13 protein-coding genes are annotated in these 15,219 nt (G+C 40.3%); all 13 read left to right on the top strand.

Annotated features, from left to right (window positions below):
• Positions 1-1,213: deaminase domain-containing protein (locus tag BMY78_RS33400; protein ID WP_305729135.1), on the top strand; the 1,213-nt coding region annotated here is incomplete at its 5' end.
• Positions 1,214-1,236: 23 nt separating this feature from the next.
• Complete coding sequence (locus tag BMY78_RS18900; protein WP_143067049.1) at positions 1,237-1,926, top strand: Imm3 family immunity protein; 690 nt, start codon at positions 1,237-1,239, stop codon at positions 1,924-1,926.
• Positions 1,927-2,113: 187 nt separating this feature from the next.
• A complete protein-coding gene (locus BMY78_RS32580; RefSeq protein WP_143067048.1) occupies positions 2,114-2,356 on the top strand; it encodes a YwqJ-related putative deaminase in 243 nt (80 codons plus the stop codon).
• Positions 2,357-2,380: 24 nt separating this feature from the next.
• Positions 2,381-2,839 (top strand): toxin-antitoxin system YwqK family antitoxin, encoded by a 459-nt coding sequence (locus BMY78_RS18895; protein WP_090901797.1) that lies wholly within the window; start codon positions 2,381-2,383, stop codon positions 2,837-2,839.
• Positions 2,820-3,521, top strand: a complete 702-nt coding sequence (locus tag BMY78_RS18890; protein ID WP_090901794.1) for an endonuclease V — start codon at positions 2,820-2,822, stop codon at positions 3,519-3,521. Before BMY78_RS18895 ends, BMY78_RS18890 begins: the two co-directional genes overlap by 20 nt.
• A 231-nt stretch (positions 3,522-3,752) precedes the next feature.
• Positions 3,753-3,971: an Imm3 family immunity protein gene (locus BMY78_RS33790; RefSeq protein WP_177185773.1), complete on the top strand. Its 219-nt coding sequence runs from the start codon at positions 3,753-3,755 to the stop codon at positions 3,969-3,971.
• Between the two features lie 283 nt (positions 3,972-4,254).
• On the top strand, positions 4,255-4,734 hold the full coding sequence (locus BMY78_RS18880) for an antitoxin YezG family protein (protein ID WP_090901787.1): 480 nt from the start codon (positions 4,255-4,257) through the stop codon (positions 4,732-4,734).
• Between the two features lie 145 nt (positions 4,735-4,879).
• On the top strand, positions 4,880-5,662 hold the full coding sequence (locus tag BMY78_RS18875; protein WP_090901785.1) for a hypothetical protein: 783 nt from the start codon (positions 4,880-4,882) through the stop codon (positions 5,660-5,662).
• A 119-nt stretch (positions 5,663-5,781) separates the two neighbouring features.
• Complete coding sequence (locus tag BMY78_RS18870; protein ID WP_090901781.1) at positions 5,782-6,186, top strand: phage baseplate assembly protein V; 405 nt, start codon at positions 5,782-5,784, stop codon at positions 6,184-6,186.
• Between the two features lie 712 nt (positions 6,187-6,898).
• Positions 6,899-12,610 carry a S8 family serine peptidase gene (locus BMY78_RS33635; RefSeq protein ID WP_090901778.1) on the top strand — a complete coding sequence of 1,904 codons (5,712 nt, stop codon included), beginning with the start codon at positions 6,899-6,901 and terminating at the stop codon, positions 12,608-12,610.
• 183 nt (positions 12,611-12,793) lie between these two features.
• Positions 12,794-14,035, top strand: a complete 1,242-nt coding sequence (locus BMY78_RS18860) for a hypothetical protein (RefSeq protein ID WP_090901776.1) — start codon at positions 12,794-12,796, stop codon at positions 14,033-14,035.
• Between the two features lie 131 nt (positions 14,036-14,166).
• Complete coding sequence (imm48, locus tag BMY78_RS18855; protein WP_090901774.1) at positions 14,167-14,610, top strand: Imm48 family immunity protein; 444 nt, start codon at positions 14,167-14,169, stop codon at positions 14,608-14,610.
• A gap of 13 nt (positions 14,611-14,623) precedes the next feature.
• Positions 14,624-15,160, top strand: a complete 537-nt coding sequence (locus BMY78_RS18850) for an RNA 2'-phosphotransferase (RefSeq protein ID WP_090901767.1) — start codon at positions 14,624-14,626, stop codon at positions 15,158-15,160.
• Positions 15,161-15,219: the final 59 nt, after the last annotated feature.

Below are 15,219 nucleotides of genomic sequence, written 5' to 3'. Positions count from 1 at the left end.
TGCTGCTTCTAAAGGAACAACGACGACAGATAAACCGGCTACAAGCAAAACAAAGACATTTGTGAAAAAGTCAAAAGATGTGATTGTTAAAGCCGTCAGCGATTATTATAAAGAAAAACAGAAGATCGGCTTTCAGCCTTGGGGCAACTTGGGAAATAACAAGCCCAAAGAGTCGGGGAATGCCGGGGAAGTGGGTTCCGGAGGGAAAACAAGCTCGAACGCTGGGAATAAGTCAAGCGATGGGGCAGGAACAAGTTCCTCCAGCAGTGGCAAGAAAACAGATCAGACCCCGAGCAGCAGTAAGAAGTCTCCATCGTCAGGTGAAACGGATGCTACTGCATCGAGTCCAGGTACAGGGAAGAAGTCTGGCGATGGTGAAGAAACAGGGCCATCAAGTAGTGGGAAGATAGAGGAAACAACTCCGGATACCAGTAAGAAGACCCAAACATCCGGAGAACCTGATACTACAGGATCAAATACAGGTACAGGGAAAAAGTCGAGCGAGGGTGAAGGAACAAATTCATCTAGCACTAACAAGAAAGATAATCAGATTCCCAACAGTCATAATCAGTGGAAACAAGATTCATCGAAGAAAAAAGGAAAAGATAAAGATGATAAAAAGAAAAAAGAGGAGGAAAAACGTAAACGGGAAGAGGAAGAAAGACAAAAAAGTGAATCAGAGGCTGAGGGGACGGGTGATGTTCCTAAGGTAAGTCATGGAAAAGTATTCCCAACAAGAGTAATTGATTTAGAAACAGAAGGTTTTATTATTGATAAAGTTAAAGTGTTAAGAAGTAAGCTTTCTAATAGGATTAAAGGTGATCTAAATTTTGCGTATGCGAAGGTAGAAATTGAAGGAATTGACAAGAATGAATTTTATTCTCATAGTAGTTTGAACGGGGATAATAAGGAAAAGACCTATGCTGATTATTCATTAAAACCAACAAAACCAAAGTACGAGGCTACTGAAGCACCAGATAGGAGTGGTAATGTAAGATTAAGAGACAATGATACTGAGTATAAAATTCTCAATGATCTGGCATCTAGACTTGATAAATTGCCAGATCCATCAAAAGCTCGTGGGAAAATTAAATTATTTACTGAATTAGATACATATGGAAGTTGTAGTAGAATTATAGGGAAGTTTCACAAAGATTATCCCAATATTGATATTGAGGTAATCCATAATGGTGATAAGATAGTTGAGCCATAAGAAATTTATTGGGAGGACATAAAGTGAAACGAAATTATGAGGCTTTATTTGGAGCTTTTTATGAAAACTATTTTTATTTTAAAAGTGAGGGAATGAGTGGTCCTGAAGCTCTTGCTTGCACATGTGAGGCATACTTCGGTATGGATAAAAGAGGTGAAATGGAAAAAGCAGTATTGTCTATTGCGGAAGGGAGAATTCATTTAACACATTCAAAAATTTTTGTTAAATCGAAACAAAAGATAATTGATGCATTAAATTCTCTAGATTTAAATAAGTTACAACATGAAATAGCTCCAGATGATTATCAGGACATATTAGAACGAAGAGATATGGTGCTTGATGGAATTGAAAGTATACCTGTAGATTATAGTCCGAATACAAGATATTACTACTTTGAAATAGAAAAGGAAGTTAAAAATTACTTTGGGATTTTATTCAATGAGAAGAAAGATGCAACTGAGCTTGTTGAGGAAATAATGGAACGATTCGAGCGTGAATGTAGGAGTACATTAAGTGAAAAAATAGTTGTTAGAACAACACTTGCAGAACTACTTATCAGATATAGAATTAATGCTATAGGTGAGTTTTTGAAAATAAAAAATGAATTAGAGCAATTTGATATGAATGATGTGGGGGAACAATTGTCGGAAAATGAAAAGTTGGATCTTTCTATGCGAATCAAGGAAGTCTTAACTAAACTTCAAAATTTATAGATCAATTTGTTTTTTCAACGAGCTGTATTTAGAATGATACAAACAACAACGCCACAATGCGAGCTAAACGCTGTATTGTGGTTTTTTATCCGCCTTTATTATCCAACAATCCAAACTAAAGTGTACCCTATAAGATGGACACTTTAAAAAAAGTCCATCTCATAGGGTGCATTTTAGAATAGAAAATATGCCAGACGACATTTATGATCCTTATAGTTTGTATAAACATGGTTCAGGATCGCATGCTGAGGTGTATGCAACTAATAAGGCATTATTGGATAATCCAAGTGCTGCTATTGATGATATTTTAATATATGTGATAAGACCTGGAGGCTCATCAAAGCCAGTCATCGATGTACCATTCCAAACATGTGCGCACTGTAATTATATTTTACGGGGTTTTAAAATAGAATCTGATTTGCCCAAATAATCTAAATGGAGTGGATGATATTAAATGATTGATGTTAATATTTTGCGAATGGAAGACGTAGTGTTAACAGGTATAGAATTTACTGATGATGTTTGTTTTTCTGGAAATAGTGGGCAGGAAGTTTTTGATAAACCCATAGAGGATGGAGGGAAACCTATATCTGGTCTTTTATATGAAAGATACGATAATGGGAACTTAGCATATTACTCTTACTATAAAAATGGATTGGCTGATGGAGACTATGTGAACTATTATGAATCTGGCAGAATTTCAAGCTTCCAGAAAATGAGCAAAGGTGTAATAACAGGAGAATTTATCTCTTGGTTTGAGAACGGTAATCATAAATCAATCGCGAATTACAAATATGGATTTGCCATAACATACAGAGAGTGGGATATAGAAGGGGTACTAATTAATGAAAAATTAGAGGCAAGTGAATTTGAAAAGAAAATGATCGAAAAATATGATGCTCGTGCAAAATAAGTTAATGAATAAAATAATAGATGAATTTGATAAAATTCAGTATGATTTAACTCGAAAAATAAAATTAGAAGATGATTTCCACAAAGAAAATATTCTGCTGATTGCAGGTATTGACCTGGCATATTGGGAGGAAAATGAAACGACAATTGCAGTTTGTTGTATATGTGTCGTGGATTTTATGACGAAAAAAGTTATAGAGACGAAATCTATGACAGATGAAATTGCGGTCCCGTATATACCAGGATATTTATCTTTCAGAGAATTACCATTAATTTTAAAAACATTTAACACCTTAATTAATGAACCAGATATCGTTATGTTTGATGGAAATGGGTACTTACACCCTAGGAATATGGGGATTGCAACGCATGCTTCCTTTTATTTAAACAAACCAACAATAGGTATTGCAAAAAGCTACTTGAAAATTGATGGGGTTGATTTTATTATGCCCGATGAAGAAGAAGGGGCTTTCTCTGATATTGTGATAAATAACAAAATCTATGGGAGAGCATTACGAACACATAAAAGTGTGAAGCCCATTTTCGTCTCCTGTGGTAATTGGATAAGTATTGATACTGCTACAGACCTTACATTAGCGTTAATTAATAAGGAAAGTAGACTCCCTGTACCAGTCAGACAAGCAGATTTAGAAACAAAAAAAATGAGGGAAAGATTTAGATGAGTCTGTAAAATAGTTTGTGTAAACCCTGTAGTGTTTGAATATTATTTAATAATCATACCGAATACCATAATATGAGTAATATACTTATATTATGGTGTTTTTTATAGCATTAGAAACTCTGAGAGAGCGTTCAGGTAAGCTGATTTGATGGTGGATATCGGTAAAACAGTAGTATCCTTATTTAGAAGATGATACTTAACGAATTTGAAACAACAATGAATCTCGGTATTTTTGAAAAACATAATAGTTCTAGTTTACGGTGAGATATTATTAACGTATGTAGTGGTGCCTTATAAATCTAAAGAGTATTTGTTAAAAGAATTGAAAGACTTGAGTCATCATCAGCTAAAGGATAAGTTGTCTTTTGAACAATTTAATGATCTTAATACACGCAGAAAGGTAATATTAGAGAATATTGAACAGAAGACTGTAACAACTATACTAGATTAGAATTCGCATTAATGTTGTTGTTTCATTTTATTCGTGATTGCACTGTGGATGAAGGAGAAAAATGGGTATTCAAACCCAGCAATTTTGATCTTTGGTAAACGAAGGTTTTGTTCAAAGTGGAAAATAGAAAACAAGTACTAGAATTGGTGATAGAACGATCTCTATATTTTGAATTTTTATGTAAATGTGTTTAATCATTGATAGTTTGATTGTAGAGTACCCGATAGATGGAGTAGGACAAAGAAAATTACAATAGAGAATCAAATTGGAGGTTAGAGGAATAATGGAGCAACAGATGGATCAGCTTTATCCCATGATAGCAGAGGATATTCTAAGTATGATACCTAGTGATAACTGGAATGAGATTTACTTGTACGCCGAAATACTAGATGGATCCAGAGAGGTATACTTTTATTTCAACACTTCTGAGAATGAGGAGTTTATATACTCTCATGATATTCCTGAAAAATATAGACTGAGTGAAAAAACTTATGATAACTTATTATTAGTATTACAAACAAAATTTAAAGAATTAAGACAAATTTTCATAGACAATGATCAAGAGGCGTGGACAAATTTAACCTTAACATTAAAGCATCCTGGTAAGTTAAAAATTCATTATGATTATGAAGACGTAATAGCTTCAGAGTTAACCCCAACTCAAAGACAAATGATTTTTGAATATAAATATTTAGGTTTGCTTCCTGAAAAAGAAAAGAATAAACAGTTTGTAGAGAATTATTTAAATAGTCATAATAAATAGCTGTAGAATTATCCTAAACAATTGCATTACATGTGAACAGGTCAACTTTGGTTATATACAACCATAATTGTCCTGTTTTTTTGTTATTATCCAAAGTTACTCGCAAATGTTTGCGATCCATTGAAGTTGAAAGGAGATGGGGAACATGAGTCTGACTTATGAGAATCTGCTTATTGAACCATATGAACTGCTGCATTTGCAAGAACTTACGATCCGCAAAAAGATGAATGAGCACACTCGGCTCGTGTTTAAGGGTATGGTGTCCGAAGAATGGAAAGATCGCTATGTCGATGTAACGGACCGGGATACTTCCATTGAAGTATGGCAAAAAGATGAGGATGGAAACAAAAGTCCGTTGTTCAAAGGCATTCCGTTATCTGTTGAAGTGCAGGTTGTGAGAGGTGTATATACGCTCCAAGTGGAGGCTATCTCGCATACATACCAGATGGATATTACAAAAAGGACGCGAACGTTTCAAAATGTCAAAATGACGTTGCCCGATTTGCTAAAGGAACTGGATCAGCATTATCCGGGACTTGATGTAATTGATGAGGGAACAGGCGGGGCCAAGATCGGGAGGGTTGCTGTGCAATATCAAGAAACGGATTGGGCATTTCTCAGGAGACTTGCTTCTCGCTTTCACACGAGCTTGATGCCTGCCGCCCAGTTTGACAGCCCCAAATTTTATTTTGGCGTCTTTGAGCACGGAAATTCAATTGACCTAGACAATACACGCTATACAATCCGCAAAAATATGACGCCATTCATGTACTTTACAGAAAACGATACGTTAAAGGTCAATGAATCGGACTTCATTATATACGAAATCGAGACAGACCAGGTCATGGAGCTTGGACACCATATTACTTTCCGGGGCAGGAGCCTATATGTGACTGAGGCATATACCGAGCTTGTGGGAGGATCGTAAAACACCAATATGTACTTAGCCTTCATAGAGGACTGCGACAAAAGACATATTACAATCCATTAATTGCTGGAAGCTCATTGCTTGGTCGTATCCTTTCAGTACATGGCGGTCATGTCAGAGTGCAACTGGACTGTGATGAACAACAGGAGGAAGAGGAAGCGTTGTGGCTACTGTATCAGTCGCCTTACATTGCAGAGGGGCAGACAGGTTGGTATGTCATGCCTGAAGTGGGGGATCCAGTCGCTGTCTATTTTCCAACGCAAAATGAAGAAGAGGCCTACGCGACAGGAGCACCTCGTCTGGATAACCAGATAACCGGAACGAACCAATTGAACAAACCGGACCATAAAATTTTCCGAACGCCCTATGGATATGAAAGAGATGGACATTTCTTTATAAGGGCAGGTTATTTGAATGTAGCTGGTGCTACTGATTTTCTTTCGCTTGCAAATCGAGTTAAAAGGGAACCACTTGATATAAGTGATGAAGCCTTGGATGCACTTGACAATGGACATGTTGATTAATTTATGGATTTGTTCGGATTATTAAACAACTTACAATACTAATACAAGATCGTACAATACAACACTTTAATTTTATAACCTAAATATCACTTTTCCGTTACATCAAACAGGTTAATTATGGTCAGATACCACCATGATTGACCTGTTTTTGTTTTCTTCGCTTCTTACTGATCATTAATGCGGTTGAATAATGCCATTAAGGTAAGATGCAAAGGTAATATACTATCTAGTTATAACAAGTAAAGAATTAGTTAACCTCACCCTTAAACGTATTACGAAAGAAGAACTGAGTAACTTAGGGAAAGGGATATTATAAGAATAATTTTCGGAAGGTCATAAAAGCTCACATATCTCGTTCTGTTTAGAACAATGATGTGAGCTTTTTTGCGCTTTTTTTCAGAAGTTTTGTATTGAATGTAATAAGAAATTAGCATAAAAAGTAATTTCCTTCTGAAAAAACTATCCATTTTCGAAAGTGATTTTAGGTCTAAAGATACTTGTTTCGCAAAGTTTTCTTTAAATAAAAGAGCGGAATCCTGGATTTGTAAAATAAAGTATGTAAATTAGATAATTCGGTCTATTTATATGTAAATTTTTTCGAAGATTATCAGAACATTTCAATCTATTAACATACTCAATTACCCCAATTTACATTCCATACGCTGCGGAATACGATAATCCTAATCTAATAGGAAACCGCAGGAGGTATGAAATGAAACGTAAATCAGCCCGATTGTTATCCGGTTTTATAGCAACAGGAGTCTTGTTGTCTTCTATGTTTTCCATGCCTGCTTATGCAGCGCCTACCTATGGCGCTCTCCAGCCGAGTGAAAGCGCTAAGTCCATTCTGCAATCTCTAACGAAGGAGGAAAGACAAGCTCTAAACCAGCTTCAAGTGATGGATGGAGAAGTTATTGACGCCAAGGTGAATACTAAAAGTTCAGATTTGGTAAATGTGATTGTCCAATTCAAAAGTGAACCCGCTGCGGTCGCCTTGAAACGGGCTGCTTTGAACAATGAGAAGATGTCCGAGCTTACGGCGACAAGTAAAGTGAAACAAAATCATCAGCAATTCAAGCAATACATGAAGTCTTTGCAACAAAAGAGAGATCTATCTTATGATGCTGCTTCGATCCAAATCACTCAGGAGTATGAAACCGCACTAAATGGTGTTGCTCTAACCATCCCTGGCATAGCCGTAGAGGATTTAATGAAATCTGGTGTAGTAAAAAAAGTGTGGGCTGATCAGGAAGTGGCTCTTGATCTACCAGAGACAGACACACAAAGTGAATTTGCCACGGGAGGTGGAATGCAACCTCGAATGGCTGATAGTGTACCTTATCTTGGCATCGACAAACTTCATGAAGAGGGCATTACAGGGAAAGGAATCAAGGTCGGTGTACTGGACACCGGAATTGATTATAATCATCCGGATCTAACCGGAGCGTATAAAGGGTATCGTGCTCATGCGGGTGAAGATCCAAAACAAGTGGATCCGGCTACAGTTAAAGGTTGGGACTTTATCGATAATGATGCTGACCCGATGGAGACGACCTATGAAGATTGGGAAAATTCGGGCTATAAGGAGCAAGGTGTATTAGCAGAAGCTTATTATACTTCCCATGGAACACACGTATCGGGAACCATCGCTGGCCAAGCCAAAAATGACGTGGGGTATGCTGTAAAAGGTGTTGCTCCAGATGTAGACTTATATGTGTATCGTGTACTTGGCCCTGGTGGAAGTGGTGACATGAGTGGCATTATTGCCGGAATAGACAAAGCCATTGAAGATGAACTTGATGTTATCAATCTATCGTTAGGGGCTGCTACGAATGATCCGCTGGATCCTTCTTCGATTGCACTGAATAATGCGATGCTGCAAGGCGTGGTGAGTATGGTTGCCGCAGGTAATGATGGACCCAATGAAGGTACGTTAGGTACACCAGGAGCGAGCGCACTGGCCATTACGATTGGTGCTTCCGATGTTCCGTTAACTATTCCTACGGCTACTGTGACTTTGGATGTGTATAGCAATCCAGGTGCGGGAGAGACAGAGGAAACACCTATAATGGAAGAAGAAGCATCTTCTGAGGGTGAGGAAACATCTGTAGAGGAGCAAGAAGAAACACCTGTAGTAGAAGATGAGGCATCCGCAGAGGAAGAAGAAACTCCTGTAGTGGATGAAGAAGCTCGACCAACAGCAGAAGAACCTTCTTTAGCAGATGAAGAAGCTCCACCAACAGAAGAAGAGATACCAGCAACAGATGAAGAAGCACCACCAGCAGAAGATACACCTGCATTAGAAGAAGAAGTACCAGCAGTAGGAGAAGAAGCGCCAACGAAAGAAGCACCTGCTGCAACTTATACTGAGGAGTTACCTCTGTTTGGTAAAGACTTTACTGATAATCTGACCACCCTTGAAGGCAAAACCTACGAACTTGTTTATGCAGGGCTTGGTAATGCTTTTGATTTTGAAGGTATTGATGTACAAGGCAAAGTGGCCCTTATCTCTCGGGGGGAAATTGCACTCGATGCCAAGATCGTCAACGCAAGAAAAGCAGGGGCGGCAGCAGCAATTATTTATAATAATGTTGAAGGAACAATCCCAAATTATTTGGGTGAAATGAACGGGTATATTCCTACGTTCCAAATGATGAGAGAGCTTGGAGAAAAACTAAAAGAGTTGAACGGCGTGACGGTAACCTTTGGCGCAGCAGGCCAAACCGTTACGGAAGGAAATAAACTGGCCGATTTCAGTTCCCGAGGTCCAGCTTCCGTGAATGATGATATTAAACCCGATATTGTAGCTCCGGGCGTAGCTGTTTTTTCGACCTATCCTGTATTTGTGAATGATCATACGGGTGAGAATTATAACATTGCCTATGCAAGAATTTCGGGTACTTCCATGGCAACCCCGCATATGGCGGGTATTGCTGCACTTTTGCTCCAGGCACATGAAGAATATACACCTTTTGATGTAAAGACTGCTCTAATGAATACAGCTGTCGATCTGAACGGGAATTATTCCGTGTATGAAGTAGGGGCAGGCCGAGTAGATCCTTACCGGGCAGTCCACACATCCATATTTGCCAAAGTTCAGGATAAAACGATTCACTTCTCCAATGACGAATCCATCCTGATTGATGAAATTACAGGTTCCATCGTATTTGATAGTGCATATTTGGAAGAAGACGGGAAAGGAATCGTATCTGACAGCCGGACAGTTAAGGTAGAGAATAAAGGGGACCTTGCCAAGACGTATAACACTTCCATGAAGCTGTTAAACGATATGAACTTAAATGTTCATCTTCCAGAATCCATTACTGTAAGTGGCGGAAGTACGGAAGAGATGACCGTCTCAGTGGATATACCACAGGACACGCCGAGCGGCCGTTATGAAGGATATGTATATCTGGATACGGAAAATGCGGCGGATCATATTCAGATCCCATTCTCCATCCGCATTAGCGAAAAGGGCATTACTTCGGTGGAGATGATTCCGCCATCCGTTACAAACGATACCCCATTCCATCAGTTTCTGAACCGGATGACACTGAGTGCCATTCTTTTGGGCAGTCCCATTGATTCTGTAGATGTATTGCTGAAGGATCGCGAAACTGGCGAGGAAATCGGGTTTGTAGGTACCTTGAATTCGCAGTCCCTGCTACCGGGAGTGGAATATCTGATCCTGAATGTGTTTAGAGGTTATGCATTTCCGATTGAAAACGGGGAGATCTCCAACGTTGCACGATTTGTCCCTGAAGGCAGCTACACACTTGAATTCATCGGGACCGATTCGGACTCCAAGCAGTATTCATACGAAAGATTGGTAGTTGTGGACAATACAGCCCCCGAGATTGATTTGGGTATAGAGCCTAGTGTATACGAACTCAATGATAGTATGCTGACGGAAAGGGAAGGTGGACAGGGCGTCTGGTATGATGGCACAGCTATCGATTCAACAGTCCAAACCTTTGTTGATAATGGGATCACGGATTATGATCAATCTTCCAACCGTGTCATTTTCTACGAGAATGGCAGTCCCTTCTATTCCGGTGATTTGCCTGTTTCCAAAGAAGGAAACATATCATTTGGTATTACCAAAGAAGAATATGACAATGGTTACGAACTTCGACTCTTTGGAATGGATGTGGGTACAGCGGCAAATGCCGTTAAGGACCATCGCTATGGGTTTATTTCTGAAGGCAAACCTTATGTGACCAGCACATATGACAAAGACGAAGTGCGTAAAGGAGATACGATTACCCAGACTATTCAATTAAACAATGTGGAGAAGTTAAACGGTATTTCGTTTACCCTGGAATCGATGTATGACTATAAACAATTTAACCGGATTGAGCCAACGTCTGAGCTGCAGGCATTACTGGATGAGACAGGTGCTGAGGTGAAATTCAGTGATCCTGTAGTGGACCAAAGAGAACTCAGCTTTGAGGCATCCATCTCAGGTGGGTCCTTTGAAGGAATCACAGGGGATCTTGATTTGTTCCAGGTTGTCTTTGATGTACCCAAGGATGAATTCTATTTTAAGAAAAGTGACGTACCATTGCTTGAAGTGAAATACACGACGGTTGGCATGAAAGAGAACGAAGAGAAGTTGACATTAACCGCGTTTAACACAGACAGCTATGAAGTGATCTCCAAATCTTCAAGAACATATGGTTATGTACGTCCCGAAGCTTTTATGGTCAATGGAGAGTATTTGGATTTTGCAAACGACTACTCGAAGATGGGCATTGAAGTTTATGCAGAAACGGCTTCCGGGGAGAGATATGAGGGGACTATACAACGACAGGGTGAGTTCCTCATCGATGGCATTCCGGCAACAGGTGAAACGACGACCATCTACACACGTGTTCGCGGTCATTTACCTTCCAGGCTCGCAGTGGTTCTGAGCAAGACGATTAATGGCGAATATTATGGCATCAATCAACTGAATTCGTCTGACTTTACGTATGCAGGAGATATTAATGGGGATGGAGCCATCGATATCTATGACATGGAGCTTGTAACGAAACATTATCATACTTCGGATGAAATCGCTGATATCGACCAGGATGGTTATGTAGGAGACACGGAAGTCAATTATATTACGAATAACTTTGGAATGACCGCTAACTATTCTACCAAGGAGCCTGTTTTGCAAATTGGTGACAAAGACCTGGGTTACTTCCTCAATAAAATTCAAGAAATGAACAGTGGTGGTTCTGGTAATAACGGTGGCGGTTCGGGAAATGGCGGTGGATCTTCGACATCCCAATCCCCTACACCTGTTCCTGCACCTGTGCCAACGCCACAACCAGAAACTAATCAAAATCAGGTCATAACGAAAAAAGATTTGAATGCTGTGACAAACGGGACCGCAAAAGTGGATATTACAGTGGGTAAGAAGATTGAGCTGCCTGTCAATGCGGGGGATTTGTTAGGTACGAATACACTCACACTATCTCAGCAAGGTGTACTATCACTCACCATTCCATCTAGCGTATTGAAAGAACTGCAAACAAAAGGAGGTCCTGGTGCTGCTGGTGGCAAGATCATTTTGGATGTGAAGAAACAAGATGTACAAGCACCAGAAACGAAACAAGGTCTTACGTGGACACTTGCAGGTACGGCTTACGAATTCGAACTGTACCTTCAGGTTTCGAGTGAGAAGTTATCCTTGTCCACACTCCCGGAAGATATTACGCTGACACTCTTTTACAATAGTGATCTTAATGGTAATCTCATTGGAATGTACAATGAAAACTCAACTAATAATAATTGGGACTATGCCGGTGGGGTTGTAAATACCCAGCAAGGTACCGTCACTTCCAACGTGTCTCATATGGGCACGTATGCACCATGGGTTTACGATAAATCGTTCGTGGACGTGGCTTCAACGCATTGGGCAAGTGAAGCAATCAAGTCTCTTTCGGCGAAACATGTGCTGACGGGTAAAACAGAGACTGCGTTTGATCCACAAGGTCAAACGACTCGTGCCGAATTCTCAGCATTAATCGTAAGAACCCTGGGCTTAGAGGCGAAAGATAACGAATTGCCATTCGGTGATGTGAGTAAGGATGCCTGGTACGCAGATAGCGTGGCTGCTGCATATCAAGCAGGTTTGGTACAGGGAATAGCGAATGATAAGTTTGCTCCGACCCAAACCATTTCTCGTGAAGAGATGGCAGTGCTCATGATGAGAGCATACGAATACCAAACCCAATCAAACCATACCAAGTTGGCTAAAGCCGGTTATACGGATGAAGCAAACATTGCATCTTGGGCAAAAGAAGCTGTCGTTAAAGCTTCCGAGCTCGGTGTAATGAAAGGTTCAACTGGAGGGGGATTTAAACCCAAAAATAGTGCTACTCGTGCCGAAACGGCCCAAACGGTTCACAATTTATTGTCGTTGCTCAAATAAGATATACAAGTATAAGGGGTTCCTCCAGCTTTGGGGGAGCCTCTTATTTTGTTATCATTGGACCTTGTCTTTCTATCCTGAAATTCTCTTCCCAAGTACGCCAGACTCCAATATATAACTGGTAGTGTCCACATTCGATCCCTATAATTATGAATAAAACGATGGATAAAAAGAGGTGTAGTGATGATTGAAGGGAAGATTATTAAATTTTACCGGGAGAAAAATAGACGAACTCAAGGGGAACTGGTGAAAGGGATCTGTTCGGTCACACATCTGAGCAAAATTGAGCGGGGAATGACAGAGTATTCACAGGAAATTATGGATATGCTCTGTGAGCGATTATACATTGATATGGCAAGGGAAGTAACAAGATATCATCAAATGAACAATGTCCTTGATTCATGGCAAGAGGCCATTATTATGCAGAGAACAGCGGAAGCTATTCGTCTCAAAGACAAGTTGGAAGAAGAACCGTTAAAAGGTATACCTGACTTGCGTTTATCTTATGACTTGCTGCAGATCCGATTTTACTTGTTTATGAATGATATGGATGAAGCAGAAAGGCTTATTGCCGAGATGGAAATTCCGGATGAATCGGAGCATTCATATGAGCATTATTTTTATCACCATGTGATGGGGATTTACTATTTCCTCACAGGGCATTATACGAAATCGATCCAGACCCTGACTTCAATAAATCAATCCAAATATACGAATCATGAGTACTTTTATCATTTGTCTCTGGCCTATCACTCGATATATTCGAATATTACGTCTTACTATTACGCTGAGAAAGCTATCCAGCATTTTCGGAAAACACTCAATATGGTGCGGATCATTGATACCGAAACCATTATGCTGGTTCAGCTCAATTCTCGTGAGTATCATGATTTTTCTGAGACGAAACGCAGATATGAGAATCTCATTCGGATTTGTGAGGATTGTGGTTTTATCGACCGAAAGGCCAAGCTGCTGAACAATCTGGGTTATGAATATAACCGGCGAAATCAATATGAGGATGCTGCCTACTGGTACAGACAAGCGCTTGATATTATACCGGAAAAACAACCGTTATACCTGATGGTGCTCAATAATTACATAGAAACGTGTAGACTGGGTAAGCTCATTCCTGCAAACACGCTATTGGATATGTCTCTGAAAGCCTTGCACAACTCTAAACTTGTTGCAGACGCAAGTTATATGGAATTGGAACTCCAGTCTGTCATTTTACAAGGGCAGGAGCAAGCGTATTATGAAATGATAGAAGAGCGAATTCTTCCTTATTATCGTGAACTTGGTTCCCAATATCTTGCTGAACGTTATGAAGAGATATTGTTTGAGTACTATTTGAATCATGGTGAACAGGATAAGGCACTCAGGCTCGCAAAAAATCGTTTCAAATCACAAGCGACGTTACTGATATAAGGGTAATAGAAGAGTAAGAGAAGTGTCGACGACATATGGGTGATTTGAAACGAACACCCTATCTCCGATACAATGTTCTCATAGAGTCTGAGAGAGTGGAGCAATATGGCTCAGAAATGGAGAAATACAATATGACTGAATTTATCAACGCTGACGATATTAATGACGTAATTTTGGCTGCGGCGGCTTCAGAGTTGGAGCAGATGGTGGGCAAAATATGTAAACTGATCGGTACGCCTTTGGAACAGACAACGGAACTGGAGCGTCAGGTGATTGCTGCTTTTGGATTTGGCGCTGTATATGGCATAACCCATCGGGATCAACTTGCGGAGCCACAGGCTCATGCATTGAGCATCCGTATGCTGATTAAACCGTTTAACTATAGTGAGCAGCAGGCGGTAGATTTTGCCGATGATCTGATCCGGGTGGCTTCCGATCGTGAGGTTCATCCGGTGATGAATACGATTATCCAACGTGGGATTGATGGACACCGCCAATTCAATCAGGAAGACGATGAAGGGTTGGCCCGCAACATTCAGGAGATTTTAGCCGCGGTACAACCAGAAAGAAACTAAGGAGCAGAGCATAATGGATCTGATGAAATTAAGCAAGGAACTTTCCTACGCCTTGCGTCACGCCCCTTGGGAGTATGAGCTGGAGCTGGACGAAGGGGGTTGGGTGGAGATTCCGCAATTGCTGGTGGCTTTACATGAGAGTCCACAGTGGAAGGACGTCACGGAAGCGGATCTGGAGCAGATGATTCAAGCTTCTGAGAAAAAGAGACATGAGATCAATTCTGGCCGCATCCGGGCATTATATGGTCATTCGACTCCGCAAAAGATATCCAAAACACCTGCCGATCCACCGGAGATACTCTATCATGGCACGCCACTGCGGTCGGTTGCTTCCATTATGGAGCAAGGTTTACAGCCTCGTCAGAGGCAGTATGTTCATCTATCTGCAGATATGGATACCGCCAATCAGGTGGGACGAAGACGTGATGACCAGCCAATAATACTGAAAATTAACGCGGCTCAAGCGGCCAAAGAAGGTATTTTCTTCTATCATGGAAACGAAAATATTTGGCTGGCCGATCACATTCCGGCACGATATATCGAGCAATGATCGATGTAACGTTGATGGAGACTACCGATATCTAAATCGAATGTAAGTCGCAATCGGAC

Source organism: Paenibacillus sp. OK076 (assembly GCF_900110055.1).
GTDB lineage: Bacteria > Bacillota > Bacilli > Paenibacillales > Paenibacillaceae > Paenibacillus.
Note: the sequence above shows the minus strand (reverse complement) of the source record. Positions and strands in the feature narration are given on the sequence as shown.

Excerpts from the sequence above, each read along its gene's own strand:
- BMY78_RS32580 (WP_143067048.1), top strand. The coding sequence starts at position 2,114 with ATGCCAGACGACATTTATGATCCTTATAGTTTGTATAAACATGGTTCA.
- BMY78_RS18895 (WP_090901797.1), top strand. The coding sequence starts at position 2,381 with ATGATTGATGTTAATATTTTGCGAATGGAAGACGTAGTGTTAACAGGT.
- BMY78_RS18890 (WP_090901794.1), top strand. The coding sequence starts at position 2,820 with ATGATGCTCGTGCAAAATAAGTTAATGAATAAAATAATAGATGAATTT.
- BMY78_RS18880 (WP_090901787.1), top strand. The coding sequence starts at position 4,255 with ATGGAGCAACAGATGGATCAGCTTTATCCCATGATAGCAGAGGATATT.
- BMY78_RS18875 (WP_090901785.1), top strand. The coding sequence starts at position 4,880 with ATGAGTCTGACTTATGAGAATCTGCTTATTGAACCATATGAACTGCTG.
- BMY78_RS33635 (WP_090901778.1), top strand. The coding sequence starts at position 6,899 with ATGAAACGTAAATCAGCCCGATTGTTATCCGGTTTTATAGCAACAGGA.
- BMY78_RS18860 (WP_090901776.1), top strand. The coding sequence starts at position 12,794 with ATGATTGAAGGGAAGATTATTAAATTTTACCGGGAGAAAAATAGACGA.
- imm48 (WP_090901774.1), top strand. The coding sequence starts at position 14,167 with ATGACTGAATTTATCAACGCTGACGATATTAATGACGTAATTTTGGCT.
- BMY78_RS18850 (WP_090901767.1), top strand. The coding sequence starts at position 14,624 with ATGGATCTGATGAAATTAAGCAAGGAACTTTCCTACGCCTTGCGTCAC.